Annotated in this window: 15 protein-coding genes and 1 pseudogene; 13 read left to right on the forward strand and 3 right to left on the reverse strand. The window is 70.0% G+C overall.

Features of this window, described 5'->3' with window-relative positions:
- Nucleotides 1-336: 336 nt before the first annotated feature.
- Entirely contained in the window at nucleotides 337-1,230 is an 894-nt protein-coding gene (locus ACFWNN_RS37465) for an alpha/beta fold hydrolase (RefSeq protein WP_382444701.1), read from the reverse strand.
- Nucleotides 1,231-1,294: 64 nt separating this feature from the next.
- Here ACFWNN_RS37465 and ACFWNN_RS37470 point away from each other — a divergent pair, with 64 nt between their 5' ends.
- From ACFWNN_RS37470 to ACFWNN_RS37525, 12 genes and pseudogenes are all read left to right on the forward strand, one after another.
- Nucleotides 1,295-2,269 (forward strand): helix-turn-helix transcriptional regulator, encoded by a 975-nt coding sequence (locus ACFWNN_RS37470; protein WP_382444702.1) that lies wholly within the window; start codon nucleotides 1,295-1,297, stop codon nucleotides 2,267-2,269.
- A gap of 173 nt (nucleotides 2,270-2,442) precedes the next feature.
- Nucleotides 2,443-3,723, forward strand: a complete 1,281-nt coding sequence (locus ACFWNN_RS37475; RefSeq protein WP_382444703.1) for an ATP-grasp domain-containing protein — start codon at nucleotides 2,443-2,445, stop codon at nucleotides 3,721-3,723.
- Between the two features lie 14 nt (nucleotides 3,724-3,737).
- A complete protein-coding gene (locus ACFWNN_RS37480) occupies nucleotides 3,738-4,316 on the forward strand; it encodes a hypothetical protein (RefSeq protein ID WP_382444704.1) in 579 nt (192 codons plus the stop codon).
- The gene (locus ACFWNN_RS37485) at nucleotides 4,313-4,750 is read left to right on the forward strand and encodes a DUF2000 family protein (RefSeq protein WP_382444705.1); all 438 of its coding nucleotides are present in this window, start codon (nucleotides 4,313-4,315) and stop codon (nucleotides 4,748-4,750) included. The genes ACFWNN_RS37480 and ACFWNN_RS37485 overlap by 4 nt, the downstream gene beginning before the upstream one ends.
- Nucleotides 4,734-5,942, forward strand: a complete 1,209-nt coding sequence (locus ACFWNN_RS37490; protein ID WP_382444706.1) for an MDR family MFS transporter — start codon at nucleotides 4,734-4,736, stop codon at nucleotides 5,940-5,942. The genes ACFWNN_RS37485 and ACFWNN_RS37490 overlap by 17 nt, the downstream gene beginning before the upstream one ends.
- A 44-nt stretch (nucleotides 5,943-5,986) precedes the next feature.
- Nucleotides 5,987-6,823, forward strand: a pseudogene (locus ACFWNN_RS37495) (pyridoxal phosphate-dependent aminotransferase); the annotation flags it as partial.
- A 40-nt stretch (nucleotides 6,824-6,863) separates the two neighbouring features.
- Complete coding sequence (locus tag ACFWNN_RS37500) at nucleotides 6,864-7,094, forward strand: aminotransferase class I/II-fold pyridoxal phosphate-dependent enzyme (protein ID WP_382444785.1); 231 nt, start codon at nucleotides 6,864-6,866, stop codon at nucleotides 7,092-7,094.
- Between the two features lie 75 nt (nucleotides 7,095-7,169).
- The gene (locus ACFWNN_RS37505; RefSeq protein ID WP_382444707.1) at nucleotides 7,170-7,730 is read left to right on the forward strand and encodes a hypothetical protein; all 561 of its coding nucleotides are present in this window, start codon (nucleotides 7,170-7,172) and stop codon (nucleotides 7,728-7,730) included.
- A 5-nt stretch (nucleotides 7,731-7,735) separates the two neighbouring features.
- Nucleotides 7,736-8,818: a sensor histidine kinase gene (locus ACFWNN_RS37510; RefSeq protein WP_382444708.1), complete on the forward strand. Its 1,083-nt coding sequence runs from the start codon at nucleotides 7,736-7,738 to the stop codon at nucleotides 8,816-8,818.
- Complete coding sequence (locus ACFWNN_RS37515; RefSeq protein ID WP_382444709.1) at nucleotides 8,815-9,435, forward strand: response regulator; 621 nt, start codon at nucleotides 8,815-8,817, stop codon at nucleotides 9,433-9,435. The genes ACFWNN_RS37510 and ACFWNN_RS37515 overlap by 4 nt, the downstream gene beginning before the upstream one ends.
- A gap of 32 nt (nucleotides 9,436-9,467) precedes the next feature.
- Complete coding sequence (locus ACFWNN_RS37520; protein ID WP_382444710.1) at nucleotides 9,468-10,163, forward strand: excalibur calcium-binding domain-containing protein; 696 nt, start codon at nucleotides 9,468-9,470, stop codon at nucleotides 10,161-10,163.
- Nucleotides 10,164-10,230: 67 nt separating this feature from the next.
- Nucleotides 10,231-11,094, forward strand: coding sequence for a peptidase inhibitor family I36 protein (locus ACFWNN_RS37525; RefSeq protein ID WP_382444711.1), 864 nt, complete (start codon nucleotides 10,231-10,233; stop codon nucleotides 11,092-11,094).
- Nucleotides 11,095-11,161: 67 nt separating this feature from the next.
- Here ACFWNN_RS37525 and ACFWNN_RS37530 read toward each other — a convergent pair whose 3' ends face one another.
- Together ACFWNN_RS37530 and ACFWNN_RS37535 are read right to left on the reverse strand one after the other, a co-directional pair.
- Nucleotides 11,162-11,905, reverse strand: coding sequence for a class I SAM-dependent DNA methyltransferase (locus ACFWNN_RS37530; RefSeq protein ID WP_382444712.1), 744 nt, complete (start codon nucleotides 11,903-11,905; stop codon nucleotides 11,162-11,164).
- A gap of 38 nt (nucleotides 11,906-11,943) precedes the next feature.
- Nucleotides 11,944-13,152 carry a PucR family transcriptional regulator gene (locus ACFWNN_RS37535; protein ID WP_382444713.1) on the reverse strand — a complete coding sequence of 403 codons (1,209 nt, stop codon included), beginning with the start codon at nucleotides 13,150-13,152 and terminating at the stop codon, nucleotides 11,944-11,946.
- A gap of 185 nt (nucleotides 13,153-13,337) precedes the next feature.
- Here ACFWNN_RS37535 and ACFWNN_RS37540 point away from each other — a divergent pair, with 185 nt between their 5' ends.
- On the forward strand, nucleotides 13,338-13,634 hold the full coding sequence (locus tag ACFWNN_RS37540) for a hypothetical protein (protein WP_382444714.1): 297 nt from the start codon (nucleotides 13,338-13,340) through the stop codon (nucleotides 13,632-13,634).
- The last annotated feature ends 3 nt before the right edge of the window (nucleotides 13,635-13,637 follow it).

Genomic DNA, 13,637 nt, shown 5'->3' on the forward strand with positions numbered 1-13,637 from the left:
TCCCGGTAGGGCAGTCGTCTCTGGTGCGCCGACTGTTACATCGAGTGTCCCCGGCGACTTATGGCTGGTTGTTCGGGTGGTTGGTGAGCTGCTCGGCAGAACGGTGAACAGGTCCCTCATCAGCAGGAGGGCGTCTGCCATATCACCTGGAATTTCCCTGAAGCTGTGCCCGCGCTGCTCGGAGTCTCTTGTGGAGCAAAGTGGCGGCATGGTGGTGAAGGCCAGGGTTCTCTCGGCTCCGCCGAGGAAGTGCATGCACGAAATCGTGAAACAGGCGCAGGCCGCACGGTCTGCGCCTGTTTCGTTTTCAGGGAATGCGCAGAAGTGGTGCCGGTTCTAGTCGGCGAGCCACTTCAGGATCGCCTGGGTCGTCTCCTCCGGGCGCTCCTGCTGGATCCAGTGGCCGGCGTCCAGGCTGAGCACGTCCACGCCGGGCACGAAGTCCTTCAGGGTCGGTGACGGAGGGATGGTGTCGCGGTCGCCGTAGATCATGAGCGCGGGCTGCCGCACGATCGGGTCCACGGCGGCCAGCAGGTCCAGGTTGCGGTCGAAGTTGCGGTACCAGTTGATGCCGCCGGTGAAGCCGGACGATTCGAAGGCGGCGACGAGGACGGCCAGTTCTTCGTCGTTCAACACGGGTTCGCCGGGCACGGATTCCGCGGTGGCGAGGTCGACCAGCGGGGTGGTGGAAGCCAGCTCCCGGTAGAGGTTGCCGAGGAAGCGGGCGGTGTTCGCGTCGAACAGGGCGTCGGCCACGCCGGGGCGGCGGTTGAAGTGGACGAAGTAGTAGTCGCTGCCGAGCACGCTTTCCATGAAGTCGATGGACGGCATTGCCGTGCGGTCGAGGTAGGGCAGGCTGAGGTTGATCACCTTGTTGACCCTCGCCGGGTGCAGGACGGCCAGGCTCCAGACGACGTACGCGCCCCAGTCGTGGCCGATGAAGGTGGCGTCGTCGTAGCCGTAGTGGTCGAGGAGTGCGACGAGGTCGCCGGTCAGGTGCTTGATGTCGTAGGCCGTCACCTCGGGCGGGCGGGACGAGTTGCCGTAGCCGCGCTGGTTCGGGGCGATGACGTGGTGGCCTGCCTCGACCAGGGCGGGGATCTGGTGGCGCCACGAGTGGGCGTGTTCCGGCCAGCCGTGGCAGAGGATCACGGGCTTTCCGGTGCCGGCTTCGAAGACTTCGAGTTCCACGCCGTTGACGGGGACCATGGTCGGTTCGGGGAAGGTCATGGCACGGATCTTGGCCAGTCAAACCGGTCAGCTCGTGACCGGTTTTCGTGCGAATCTCAGTGACGTGGGAACTGATCGGCTGGTGGCTGTGCTGCTCCTGCTGCAACGGCGTGGGCAGGTGACCGCTGCGGAGGTCGCTGAGGAGTTGGAGGTGTCCGAGCGGACTGCTCGGCGGTACCTGGACGCCCTGGGGATGGCCGGGGTGCCCGTGTACTCCGTGCAGGGGCGGGGTGGTGGGTGGCGGCTCGTGGGCGGGGCGCGGACTGACCTGTCCGGGTTGACCGCCGGGGAGGCTCGGGCCTTGTTCCTGGTGGCCGGGCAGGCTTCGGCTGCCACGCCGGCCGTCAAGGCGGCGCTGCGCAAGCTCGTGCAGGCCTTGCCCGAGCCGTTTCGGGAGCAGGCCGAGGTGGCGTCGTCGTCGTTGGTCGTGGATCCGGGGCGGTGGGGTGCCAGTCGGGTCGAGCAACGGCCTCACCCGTTCCTCGACGACGTGCAGGACGCGGTGATCCGGGGTGTGCAGGTGCGGCTCGGGTACGTCGACCGGGCCGGGGCTGAGAGCGTCCGGGTCGTGCATCCGCTGGGCATCGTCGCCAAAGGGGCGTGGTGGTACCTGGTCGGTCAGACCGCGGACGGGTTGCGGACGTTCCGGATCGACCGGGTGTCGTTCGCGGAACCGACGGGCGAGCCGGTGGAACGGCCTGAGGGCTTCGATCTCGCCGCGAGCTGGCGGGAGATCGCCGACGAGGTGGACCGCAGGCGCACGCCCGTGGAGGTGCGGGCGGTGTGCGTGCCGCACGCGACCGGTCTGCTGCGGATGGTTGTTGGCGATCGGTTGGAGGTGGGTGGGGCCGCGGAGGAAGGGCGCGTCGAGGTCGTGATCCGGGGCTACAGCGACTACGCGCTGGCCGGTGAGCTCGCCGGGCTGGTCGACTGGGTCGAGGTGATCGGACCGGCTGGGGTGCTGGAGCACCTGGCCTCGATCGGTGCCGCGCTGGTCGCGCGGTACGGGGTGTCCGCTGTGACGGAATTGCGCGGTTGACCGTCCTCTGTGGACAACGATCTGCCCACATGGTGGGCACTTTAGGCTGATCGGGTGGTTCGATCGGCAATTAACCCCGGTGACATCACTCCGCGAGCGGTGCGCGGGTAGTTTCGCGGCTGGCGCTGCCTGGGGAGGCCGGCGCCTTCTGATTGCCAGTGGGGGCAACAACTTTGGACGACGACTTCGTCGTGCTCGTGGACACCTACGAGACGGCTGACCACGGCGTGCCGCAGACCGCACGGCACATCGCTCCCGCGTTCATCGCCGCCGGTGCGCGGTGCGTCCGGGTGCAGAGCGCGCCCGAAGCGCCTGGTGTGTACCGGTCGTCCTCGCCGACGCTGGAGAACTACGTCGAGAACGTGGTGCACGACGGCGACCTGGAGAAGACCGTCGACGTGCTGCGCCGGTACGACCCGGTCGCGGTGGTCGCGGGCGGCGAGTACGGGGTGGCGTTCACCGACGTGCTCGCGGAGGCGCTCGGCGTGCCCGGCAATGGAACCGCTCTCAGCCTGGCGCGCAGGGACAAGGCGACCATGGTCGAGACCGTCCGGGCCGCGGGGCTCCAGGCGGCGAAGCAGATCCGCACCGGTGACGCGGAGGAACTCGCTGAGTGGCACCGGAACCTGGGCGGACGGATCGTCGTCAAGCCCGTGCGGAGTGCCGGGGGCGACGGGGTCTCGTTCTGCGACACGCCCGAGCAGGCCACAGCGGCGCTGCGGGCGATCACCGGCCGGCAGAACCTGTTCTCCGAGGACAACGACGTCGTGGTCGCGCAGGAGTACCTGGTCGGGGCCGAGTTCATCGTCAACACGGTGAGCCTCGACGGACGCCACCACGTCTGCGACATCTGGAAGAGCCAGCGGTTCTCGGTCAACGGCATCACGGACCTGTCCGGCGCCTGCTACCTGGTGCCGCGCCGCGGACCGCACCACGACGCGCTGGTCGAGTACGCGTTCGCCGTGCTCGACGCCGTCGGCATCCGGCACGGGGCGGCGCACGTCGAGCTCAAGCTCACGCCGCAGGGGCCGTGCCTGATCGAGGTCGGCGCGCGGCTGTCCGGCGGCGACCTGCCGCACTACGCGCGGCTCGCGATCGGGGAGTCGCAGTTCGACTGGCTGGTGGACGCGTGCCTGCGCCCCGACCGGTTCGCGCAGCGGGTCGACGAGGACTACGAGATCCAGCGCTACTACTCCTGGGCCGCACTGATCTCACCGGTCGAGGGCACCCTGAAGAGCTACCGCGCGATCGAGCAGATCAAGGCGCTGGAGAGCTTCCACGAGATGTGGGAGCTCACGAAACCGGGGCAGCACCTGCGCCGCACGGTGGACGACACGACCTATCCGATCATCGTCACCTTCATGCACGAGGTGGACGAGATCGTCATGCGCGATCTGGGCACGACGAGGTACCTGGACGGCGCGGGCTTCTACGAACTGACCGATTCTGTTTGAGGGGACCGCTTCAGGTGACTCAAGGACTTGCCGCCTTCCACGAGGAACTCGCCTTCGAACCGCCGTTCGGCTCCGTGGCCACCCTGGCCGACGACGCCGCCGGCCTGACCTGCAGCGTGACGATCGGCCGTCAGTGGGCTCGCGGCCGCGCCAGATCGGTGGTCGGGTATCCGGCCTTCGAACTGGCCGCCGACGGGGTGCGGGAGGGACGGCACGACGTGCTGCTCGTGCCTTCCGCGTACCCCGAGATCCGCACGTTCTTCTTCGACCCGGTGCTGCACGCGGTCGAGACGTTCCTGGGAACGTTGCCGGACATGGTGTTCGCCGTGCCGGAGGGGACGCCGGAGCAGGACCTCGACGTCGTCTACCACCACCCGGCCACGCGCACGCTCGTCGAGACGCTCGGCGTGGCCAGGGCCGTGCACTCCTCGTCGAACAGCGCGGCCTGCCGCGAAGCCGTGGAGCACGACGGACCGGCGGGCGCCGTGACGAACCAGACCTCGGCTGACCACTACGGTTTGCGCACCGTCAAGGTGTTGTCCGCGGGCACGCCGATGGGGTTCGTGGTGTTCCGCCGAAAGGATCAAGTGTGACCGACCTGCTCCGTGCCGCCATCGTGGTGCACAAGACGCTCGACCCCGCCGCCGTGGCCAACGCCGCCGCGATCCTGACGGGCCAGCTCGCGCTCCTGGAGCCGGACCTGTTCGAGGGCAAGGGCGTCGTCGATGCCGATGGTGTGCGGCACGCGGGCATCCGGTTCAACACGGTGATCCTCACCGGACGGCCGGGCCAGGTCACGAAGCTGATCGGCGCCGCCACCGAGGCGGGTGTGCCGAACGCGGTGTTCAGCAGCGCGGGCAGGGGACTGAGCAACAGCTTCGACTCCTACGTCGAGCTGGTCGGGAAGTCCGGCACGGAGGAGCTCGACGTCATCGCCGTCGGGCTCGTCGGGCCGGACGAGACCGTGCGCGCGCTGACCAAGTCCTTCAGTTCCTTCAAGGGATCGAGCGGTGACGGCAACAGCTGAGTTCGTCCACACCAGACTGGGCGGGCTGCCCAGGGCGTTCTGGTTCCTCTGGACCGGCACCCTGGTCAACAGGCTCGGCACGATGGTGCTGCCGTTCCTGTCGCTCTACCTGACCAGCGGCAGGGGACTGCCGGTCACCACGGCGGGCGTGGTGCTCGCCGTGGTGGGCGTCGGCCAGATGTTCTCGCAGCTCATCGGCGGGATCCTGGCCGACCGGATCGGCCGTCGCGCCACGCTGACCGGCGGTATGCTGGTCACCGGCGCGACGATGCTCGCCCTCGGGTACGCCGAGAGCCTCACCGCGATCGTGGTGTGCTCGGCGGTGCTGGGCCTCGCGATCGACGCGTTCCGCCCGGCCTCCCAGGCGATCGTCGCCGACCTCGTGCCGGCCGCGGAACGCACCCGCGCGTTCGGGTTGCTGCTGTGGGCGGTGAACCTGGGCTTCTCGGTCGCCATGGTGCTCGGCGGCACGATGGCCAAGGCAGGGTTCAGCACGTTGTTCTGGGCCAACGCCGCCGCCTGTGTCCTCTTCGGACTGCTGGTGTGGCGCGCGATCCCGGAGACCGGGTCGCGGGTCGTGGCCGAGGACGCCGAGCCCGGCAGTTTCGCCGAAGTGCTGCGGGACCGGGCGATGCTCGCGGTCTTCGTGATCACGCTGATCGCGGGGTTCGCGTTCCTGCAGTGCCTCGCCACGCTTCCGTTGGCGATGAACGCAGACGGGCTGTCGACGGCCTCGTACGGCATCGTGATGGCGATCAACGGCATCGCGATCGTCGTGATGCAGCCGTTCATCGGCCATCGGCTCGGCGGTCTCGACCGGTCGCGGACGCTCGCGGCGGGCATCACCGTGCTCGGCCTCGGGTACGGCGCGATGACTTTCGCGTCCACGACCTGGGCGTACGCGGTGTGCGTGGTCGTCTGGACGCTGGGCGAGATCATCATCCACTCGGTCGGGGTCGCCCTGGTGGCCGATCTCGCGCCCGCTCACCTGCGCGGACGCTACAACGGCGTCTACGGCACGGCCTGGGGCGTCGCCGCGTTCGCCGCGCCGTTGGGCGGTACGCAGCTGCTGGTCCACGGCGCGCCGGTGCTGTGGCTCACCTGTCTCGGTCTGTGCCTGGCCGCGGCCTGCGGCCAGCTCCTGCTCGGTCCCGCGATCCGCCGCCGCACCCAGGAAGGAGCCGCCGGGTGAACCCGCTGGCGTCGTCCCTGCCCGCCTCCGGCATCCGCGAGGTGATGGACCTGGCGTTCGGGCGCCCCGACGTGATCCGGCTGGAGATCGGCGACCCCGACTTCGCGACGCCGCCGCACGTCGTCGAGGCCGGGCTGCGAGCGGCCTCGGACGGTGCCACGCACTACGTGCCGAACACCGGGCTGCCGTTCCTGCGCGAGGCGCTGGCCGAGAAGGTGTTGCGGCGCAACGGCTTCGAGGTCGAGCCTGGTCAGGTATTCGTCAGCCAGGGCGCCACGCAGGGCATCTACGCCGCGCTGGCCGCGTTGGCGGCACCCGGCGACGAGGTGCTGCTGCCGGATCCGGCGTGGCCCAACTACGTGATGATGGCCCAGCTCCAAGGGCTTTCCGCCGTGCACTACCCGCTGGCGGCGGCCGGCGGGTTCCAGCCCGACCTGGACACGTTGGAACGTCTCGTCACGCCGCGCACCAAGGTGCTGGTGGTCAACTCGCCGTCCAACCCGATCGGCACGGTCGCCGACCGGGAGCGGATCGAGGCGCTGGCGGAGTTCGCGCGGCGGCACGACCTCTGGCTGATCTCCGACGAGTGCTACGACGAGATCGTGTTCGACGCGCCGTGCACCAGTCCGGCGTTGTTCGCGCCGGAACGCACGATCGCCGTCTACAGCTTCTCCAAGACGTACGCGATGACGGGCTGGCGGATCGGGTACCTCGTCGTGCCGCGCACGGTGGCCGCGACGATCACCAAGGTGCAGGAGACGATCGTCGCGTGCGTCAACGCGCCGACGCAGCACGCCGCGTTCGCCGCGCTGAGCGGGCCGCAGGACTGCGTCGCGCACATGCTGGCGTGCTACCGCGAACGCCGTGATCTCGTGACGCAGCTGGCGAAGTCGGCGGGGCTGGTCATGCCGACGCCGGCCGGTGCCGTTCTACGGCTGGGTCGACATCCGCAACTCCAGTCCCGGTGCGGCGCGGGACTTCGCGCTCGGGTTGCTGGCCGAGCACCGGGTGGCGGTGGCGCCGGGGACCGCGTTCGGGCTGTCGGGGGAGGGGTACGTGCGACTGTCGCTGGCGGCGTCGCCGGAGCACCTGACCGAGGGTGTGCAGCGCCTCGCGGCGTTCCTGGAGGCACGTGCCGAACGGCACCCCTGACGGCATGACCTCTGCCGTTCGTCTTGGCCGGTCGGGACTTCTGGGCACCTGAGGTGCCTTCGTAGTTTCGGTGGCGTGACGGACAACAGGATCTTCTTGCCGAGGTTCGGGGCTGTGTGCGGGATCGTGCTCGCCCTGTCGATCGGGGTGCCGGGGGCCGTCGAGGCCTTCACCGGCGAGACGGCGTTCACCAGTGCGGTGATCGGGTTGGGCACGGCCTTCGGGGCACCGGCCGTGCTCGCGTTGCACGGGCATCAGGCGCACGCGTCGGGACGGTTCGGGGCGTTCGCGTTCGCCGCGAACATGCTGGGGCTCGGGGTGTTCACCGGGGTGGCGTTCGCGTTGAACCTGGTGATCTTCTTTTCGAGCGGGCCGGTGGCGCCGGTGACGGCTGTGGTGTTGAAGGCCGGGTCGTTGGTGTTCGTGCTCGGGAGCGTGCTGTTCGGGGTGTCGCTGGTGCGGGCGCGGGTGTTCCCGGTGGTGCCCTCGTGGGGGTACGGGATCGGGTTCGTGCTGCTGGCGGTGTTCGCGGTGCTGCCGGACACGCCGGTGTCCGCGCTGGTGCACGTGGCGTGCGCGGCGGTGCTGGTGTGGCTGTCGCTGACGGTCTGGTCCGCCCGTCCGGCACTAGCCTGAGCGGCATGAACACTTCGCGGCCGGCGTTCTGGGTGTCGCCGGTGCTGTGCGCCGCCGTGCTGGTCGCGGGGGTGTACGCCTGGGCGTCCGGGCTCGGCGACACCCGGCTGCCGTGGCTGGTCGGCGGGATCTCGCTGCTGGTGGCCGTGGACGTCGCCGAGTTCCGGTCGTATCCGGTGCGCACGCCTCAGCGGGTGGCGGCGGGGTTGCTGGCGCTGCGGACGGGGCTGTACGTCGGACTGGCCTTTGTGGACGGTTCCGGGCTGGCGCGGTTGTTGTTGCTGCTGGTGCCTTTCACGGCCTACTTCGCGTTCGGGCTGCCGGTGGCGATCGCGTTGGCGTCGGCGTGTCTGGCCGTCGCGGTGGTGAGCACGCCGGACTGGTACGCGCACCTCGAGCAGACGTCCGACCTGGTGATGTTCGTGGTCGGGCTGGTGCTCACGCTGACGATGGCGGCGGTGGCCGTGCGGGAACGGGACGGGCGTGTCCGCCTGCAGGAGTCGCAGCGGACGATCGCCGAGCTGTCGGCGGCGGCGGAACGGGCGCGGGTCGCGCGGGACCTGCACGACGACCTCGGCCACCACCTGACCGCGATCGTGGTGCAGCTGGAGAAGGCCACCGCGTTCCACGACCGTTCGCCGGAGACGTCCGCCGCCGCCGTGCTGGACGCCTCGCGGTCGGCGCGGCGGGCGTTGGCCGAGGTGCGCGAGTCGGTCAGGTCGCTGCGGTCGTTCTCGCTGCCGTCCGCTCTGGAGGAACTGGCGGCCGGCGACGTGACGCTGACGGTCAGCGGTTCGCCGGACTCCTTCGGCGCGAGCGCGTTGCACGCCCTGTACCGGGCGGCGCAGGAGGGCATCACCAACGCCCGCCGGCACGCCGCCGCGTCGCAGATCCGGGTCGCGGTGGAGCTGGACGCCGAGCGCGCCGAGCTGACCGTGGCCGATGATGGACGGGGCATGGGCGCGGCGGCGGAGGGGTTCGGGTTGCTCGGGATGAGGGAACGGGTGGCGCTCGCGGGCGGGCGCGTCGACCTGGCCAGCTCACCGGCCGGAACGGTGCTGACCGTGACGATCCCGGGGCCGGCGTGACGCGCGTGCTGGTCGTCGACGACCAGCGGCTGATCCGCGAGGGCATCGCGTCGTTGCTCGGGCTCCAACCCGGCATCGAGGTCGTGGGCACCGCCGCCGACGGGCACGAGGCCGTGGAACAGGCGGTGGTCCTGGCCCCGGACGTGGTGCTGATGGACGTGCGGATGCCCGGCGTGGACGGCGTCGAGGCGGTGGCGCTGATCCGCCGCCGCGCGCCGTCGTGCCGCGTGGTCATGCTGACGACGTTCGACGACGAGGACTACGTGGTGCGCTCGTTGCGCGCGGGCGCCACCGGCTACCTGCTGAAGGACCTGCCCTCGCAGGAACTCGCGGCCGCGGTGAAGCTCGCCGCCGCCGGCGTGGCCCAGTTCGACCCGGCCGCGGCGGCCCGGCTGGCGGCGGCTCTGGACCGGACCGGCGACCGCGAGCCGTTGACCGTGCGGGAGGTCGAGGTGCTGCGGCTCGTCGCGTCCGGTGCGACGAACCGGGAGATCGCCGACCGGCTGCACCTGTCCGAAGGCACGGTGAAGAACCACATCTCGCGCATCCTCGGCCGGCTCGGGCTCCGCGATCGCACCCAGGCGGCGCTTTATGCGCAGTCGAATGGACTTGTGTAACAACGTGTTGCCGAGGTTGCGATGTCGCGGCCATGACCGTTTTCACGCAGCTGTCGAAGGGAGCCGCGCTCGCGGCCGGGGTCGTGCTCGTGGTGTCCGCTTGTGGCACTGCGGAACCTGCCCCGCTTGCCGTCGGCGTCTCCTCGTCGTCCGCCACGACGACCACGACCACCACCACGACGACGACCACCCCGCCGCCGGTGACGGTGGAGTCCGTTGTGGACGGCCGGACGGTGATGTTGTCCAACGGCACCAAGGTGTTGGTGTCCGGACTTGCTCAGCCGGGCGAATGCTGGGCGGCGTCGGCCACCGACTTCGCGACGAAGACGCTGGTGGGCAAGCCGGTGCAGGTGGCGTCGTCGAGCCTGGTGCTGCTGGACGGGACGAACTACGCGGTGCTCGCGGCGAGCCAGGGCGTCGCACGGGCGATGGACGGGGCGGAGGCGGCCGTCCAGACCGCGCAGGCGACGGCCAAGGCCGCGGCCACCGGGTTCTGGGGGCCGTCGTGCGGCGGGCTCGACGTGAAGGCGGCGCCGGTCGTGGCACCGCCCGCGCCACAGCCCGTCGTGCCGCAGCCGGAACCCGCGCCCGCACCACCGGCGCCCGCGCCCGCGTACTACGCGAACTGCGCTGCGGCCAAGGCGGCCGGTGCCGCACCGCTTCACCGAGGTCAGGCGGGTTACCGTGCCGCGCTCGACCGCGACGGAGACGGCGTGGCCTGCGAATAGCCGCCCTGACAGATCGGTGGCTGCCGGTGTCAGCGGGATGTCAGCGCGCCTCGCAATCCTCGGTTCCGTGCTGAAGAAAATGACTTTTGTGGCGTTGATGGGCGCGCTGGTGAGCGCGTCGTTCGGGGCGGGCGTCGCGAACGCGGCGACGGACCGGAACGGGTCCTGCGAGACGGGCGAGTTCTGCCTGTTCTACAACAGCGACCAGGCCGGATCGGTGTCGGACTTCGCCGACTCGGTCGCGGACTACGGCGACGCGCAGCCGAGCTGCTACGAGTTCAAGAGCGCGGGCAACGGCCAGGGCGTCTGCGTCAAGAACAACGCCGCGTCGGTCTGGAACAAGACCACCAAGGCCGTCACCGTGTTCTACAACAGCAACTACGGCGGCGCGAAGCAGACGTTCGCCGCCGGTGCGAAGGGCAACCTGAAGGCGGAGCTCAAGAACGAGAACGCCTCGCACCGCATCGGTGACGCCGGCAACGACCCCGACCCGTCGCCGGGCACCTACCCCACGCCCGAGACGAACCCGCACCCGTCGGCCACGGCCCGCGCGCCGCAGGCGACGAAGCGCACGCAGTTCATCGACGACCAGATCGCCTCGAAGACCGGTGAGAAGCAGTGCTGGGTGGGCGACTACCGCAGCTACGAGTCGTCGACGAGCAACCACAACACGGGCAACGCGCTCGACTGCACGATCTCCAACGCGATCGGCACCTACCCGACCGAGGCGCAGAAGGCGCAGGGCTGGAAGCTCGCCTACTGGCTGCAGAAGCACGCCTCGAAGCTCGACGTCCGGTACGTCATCTGGCAGGGCAAGATCTGGAGCGTCGCCCGCGCGTCCGAGGGCTGGCGCAACTACAACGTCGGTGGCGTGACGGCCGGTCACTACGACCACGTCCACGTCTCGGTCCAGAACCCGCACGGCGACTGACATCCCTGACGGCCCTCTAGGCGAGCGCACTCCGGTGCGCTCGCCTTATAACCGTTTCAGGTGGACCTCAGACCGGCTTGCGCCACACCGAGACGTGCTTCGCGGAGTCCTGGGTGAACGGAGCCCCGTCCCAGTTCTCGACGCGACGTTCCAGCTCGAGCCCGGCGATCCGCGCCATCAGGTCGAGCTCCGCCGGCCAGGCGTACCGGTGCCGGGAGTTGGAGCGGCGGTACTGACCGTCGCCGTCGCGGGTGAAGTGGTGCGACACCAGAACCTGCTCTACCAGGTCGAAGGTGTCGAAGCCGAGGTGGTGCTCCGAGACGTCGAACGGCACCGCGACCTGGCCCGGCGGCAGGAACCGCAGCGGCGGCACGCCCAGTTCGATGACGAACCGGCCACCGGGCTCCAGATGCCGCGCGGCGTTGCGGAAGCACTCGACCTGCTCGTCCTGGGTGAGCAGGTTCGTGATGGTGTTGTAGACGAGGTAGACCAGGGTGAACTCGCCGGGAACGACGGTGGTCGCCATGTCCCCGATGACCACCGGGAGCGCGTCCTCGTCGATCTTGCGCCGCAGCACCGCGGCCATGTGCTCGGACAGTTCGATGCCCGCCACCGGCACGCCGCTCTCCCGGAGTGCGATGCCCACCCGTCCGGTGCCGATGGCGAACTCCAGCGCCCGGCCGTCTCCGGCGAGCTCGGCGAGGAAGGCGACCGTCGGCCCGAGCACGGCGGTCGAGAACGCTTCGGTCTCCTCGGCGTCGTAGCGGTCGGCGGTCGCACGGCTCCACAGTTCGCTGCTCGTCACGGGCATCCACTGTGCCGAGTCCCAGGAGCGCTGTCGAAGCCTTTTCAGGCGCGCAGGTCGTGCACGATCAACGACGCCGAGAGCAGCCTGATGTCGGTGGGGTCGGCCGGGTTGTAGCCGGTGAGCTCGGCGACGCGGCGCAGCCGGTAGTTCAGCGTGTTGCGGTGCAGGTGCAGCTCGTCGGCCGTGCGGTGGCGGTTGTGGTCGCTGTTGATGAACACCCGCAGCGTGTGCAGCAGGTCGGGGTGTTCGGACAGGCTGTCCATCACGCGCGCCAAGCGTTTGCGGCCTGGGCCGGGGCGGCAGAGCTGGTACTCCAGCAGCACGTCGTCCAGCACGTACGCGCCGGGCGCGCGACCCAGCCGTTGAGCCAGCTCGGCGATGTCCGCCGCCTGCCGGGCCGCCGCCGGGATCTCCTCACGGCTCTCCGCCGCCGCGATGCCGCCGGTCAGGGCGGTGCCCGCGGCGGTGAGGAGGGTGCGGACCAGGTCGGCGGCCGCGTCCATCTCCAGGTCCACGGCGTCGGCCGTAGTAGGTAGGAGCACGGTGCCGCCGTCTTGATCCAACGCCGAGAGGGCGTGCTTGGGCAGTTCGGCCCGCAGGCGTCGCACGAGCCCATGAACGGCCAACCGTGCGTCGGCGCCATCGGCAACGGAAGGCGCGTCGACCCGTACGGCGACGACGACGTGGTGCGCGGACAGCTCCAGCCCGATCCGTTCGGCGAGCGGCTCGGCCTCCCGGCCGGTCAGCAACGCGGCGACCAGCGCACGGCCGGCTTCCCGGCGTTCGGCGTGCAGGGCCTGCTGCTCACCGAGGTACGACCCGGCGACGGCGGGCACCGCGACGCTCAGGTACCGCAGCAGCGCGGGCACGGTGGCCAACAGATCGGGGATCTCGTCCGGCTCGGCCACGGCGGCCATCGCCTCCCAGCCCACGGTCGCCGCCACGTGGTACGTGCTGAGCACGATGTCGAGCGGAACGCCCTGCTGAGCGCGCCGCACGGCGGTGGCGATCTGCATGTCCAGCTCCTCCGGCGCGGGTGGCCGCTGTTCCCGCAACGAGCGCAGGAACACCTGCAGGTGCCTGGTCACGGCCTCGGTGATCTCGCGGTCCACCAGCTGGTGCGGCAGCTGCCGGTAGGTCGCGGAACGCGCGAAGAACGCCTCCAGCACCTTCTCGGCGATGCGCGGGATCTGCGTCGCGGCACGGTCGTAGAGCGGGGCGTCCGGCTTCGGGGCGGGGATGTCGACCACCCGCCAGAGGCTTGCGCATCCGATGGGTGTAGGCGATAGCCCGTTCCGGTCTGGTTCTCTGCACGAAAGAGGGACGCCTCCGTTGTGCACGTGCCCGAAAGTTTTGACCCTATCGAGTGATACACGGTGGGGTGCACGGCTGCGCGCAGGCAGGATCGACGACTGTGAGCAGCGTCGAGGAATGCATGAAGTTGTTGCTGCGTCGCGGGTTCAAGCGGACGGTCGTGCGTGATCACTTCACCTGCGTCAACGCCGTGATGTTCAGACGGGTGTGGCGAGGCACCAACGAGACGGTGCTCGCGTACTCGGAGTCCGAGGCACTGGCCTACCGCGTGGCCGAGCAGAACGCGAACCCCACCGATCCGTTCGTCGTGGACCCCGACCTGGCGATGTGGCAGTGCGGCGGTGAGTTCCTGGACGTCGCGAACCAGCTGCTGGAGCTCCCGGTCGCGCCTGGTCACTCCACCTTCGAGAGGAAGTAGTAA

It is taken from the genome of Lentzea sp. NPDC058450 (assembly GCF_042721395.1).
In the GTDB taxonomy this organism is placed as follows: Bacteria; Actinomycetota; Actinomycetes; order Mycobacteriales; family Pseudonocardiaceae; genus Lentzea.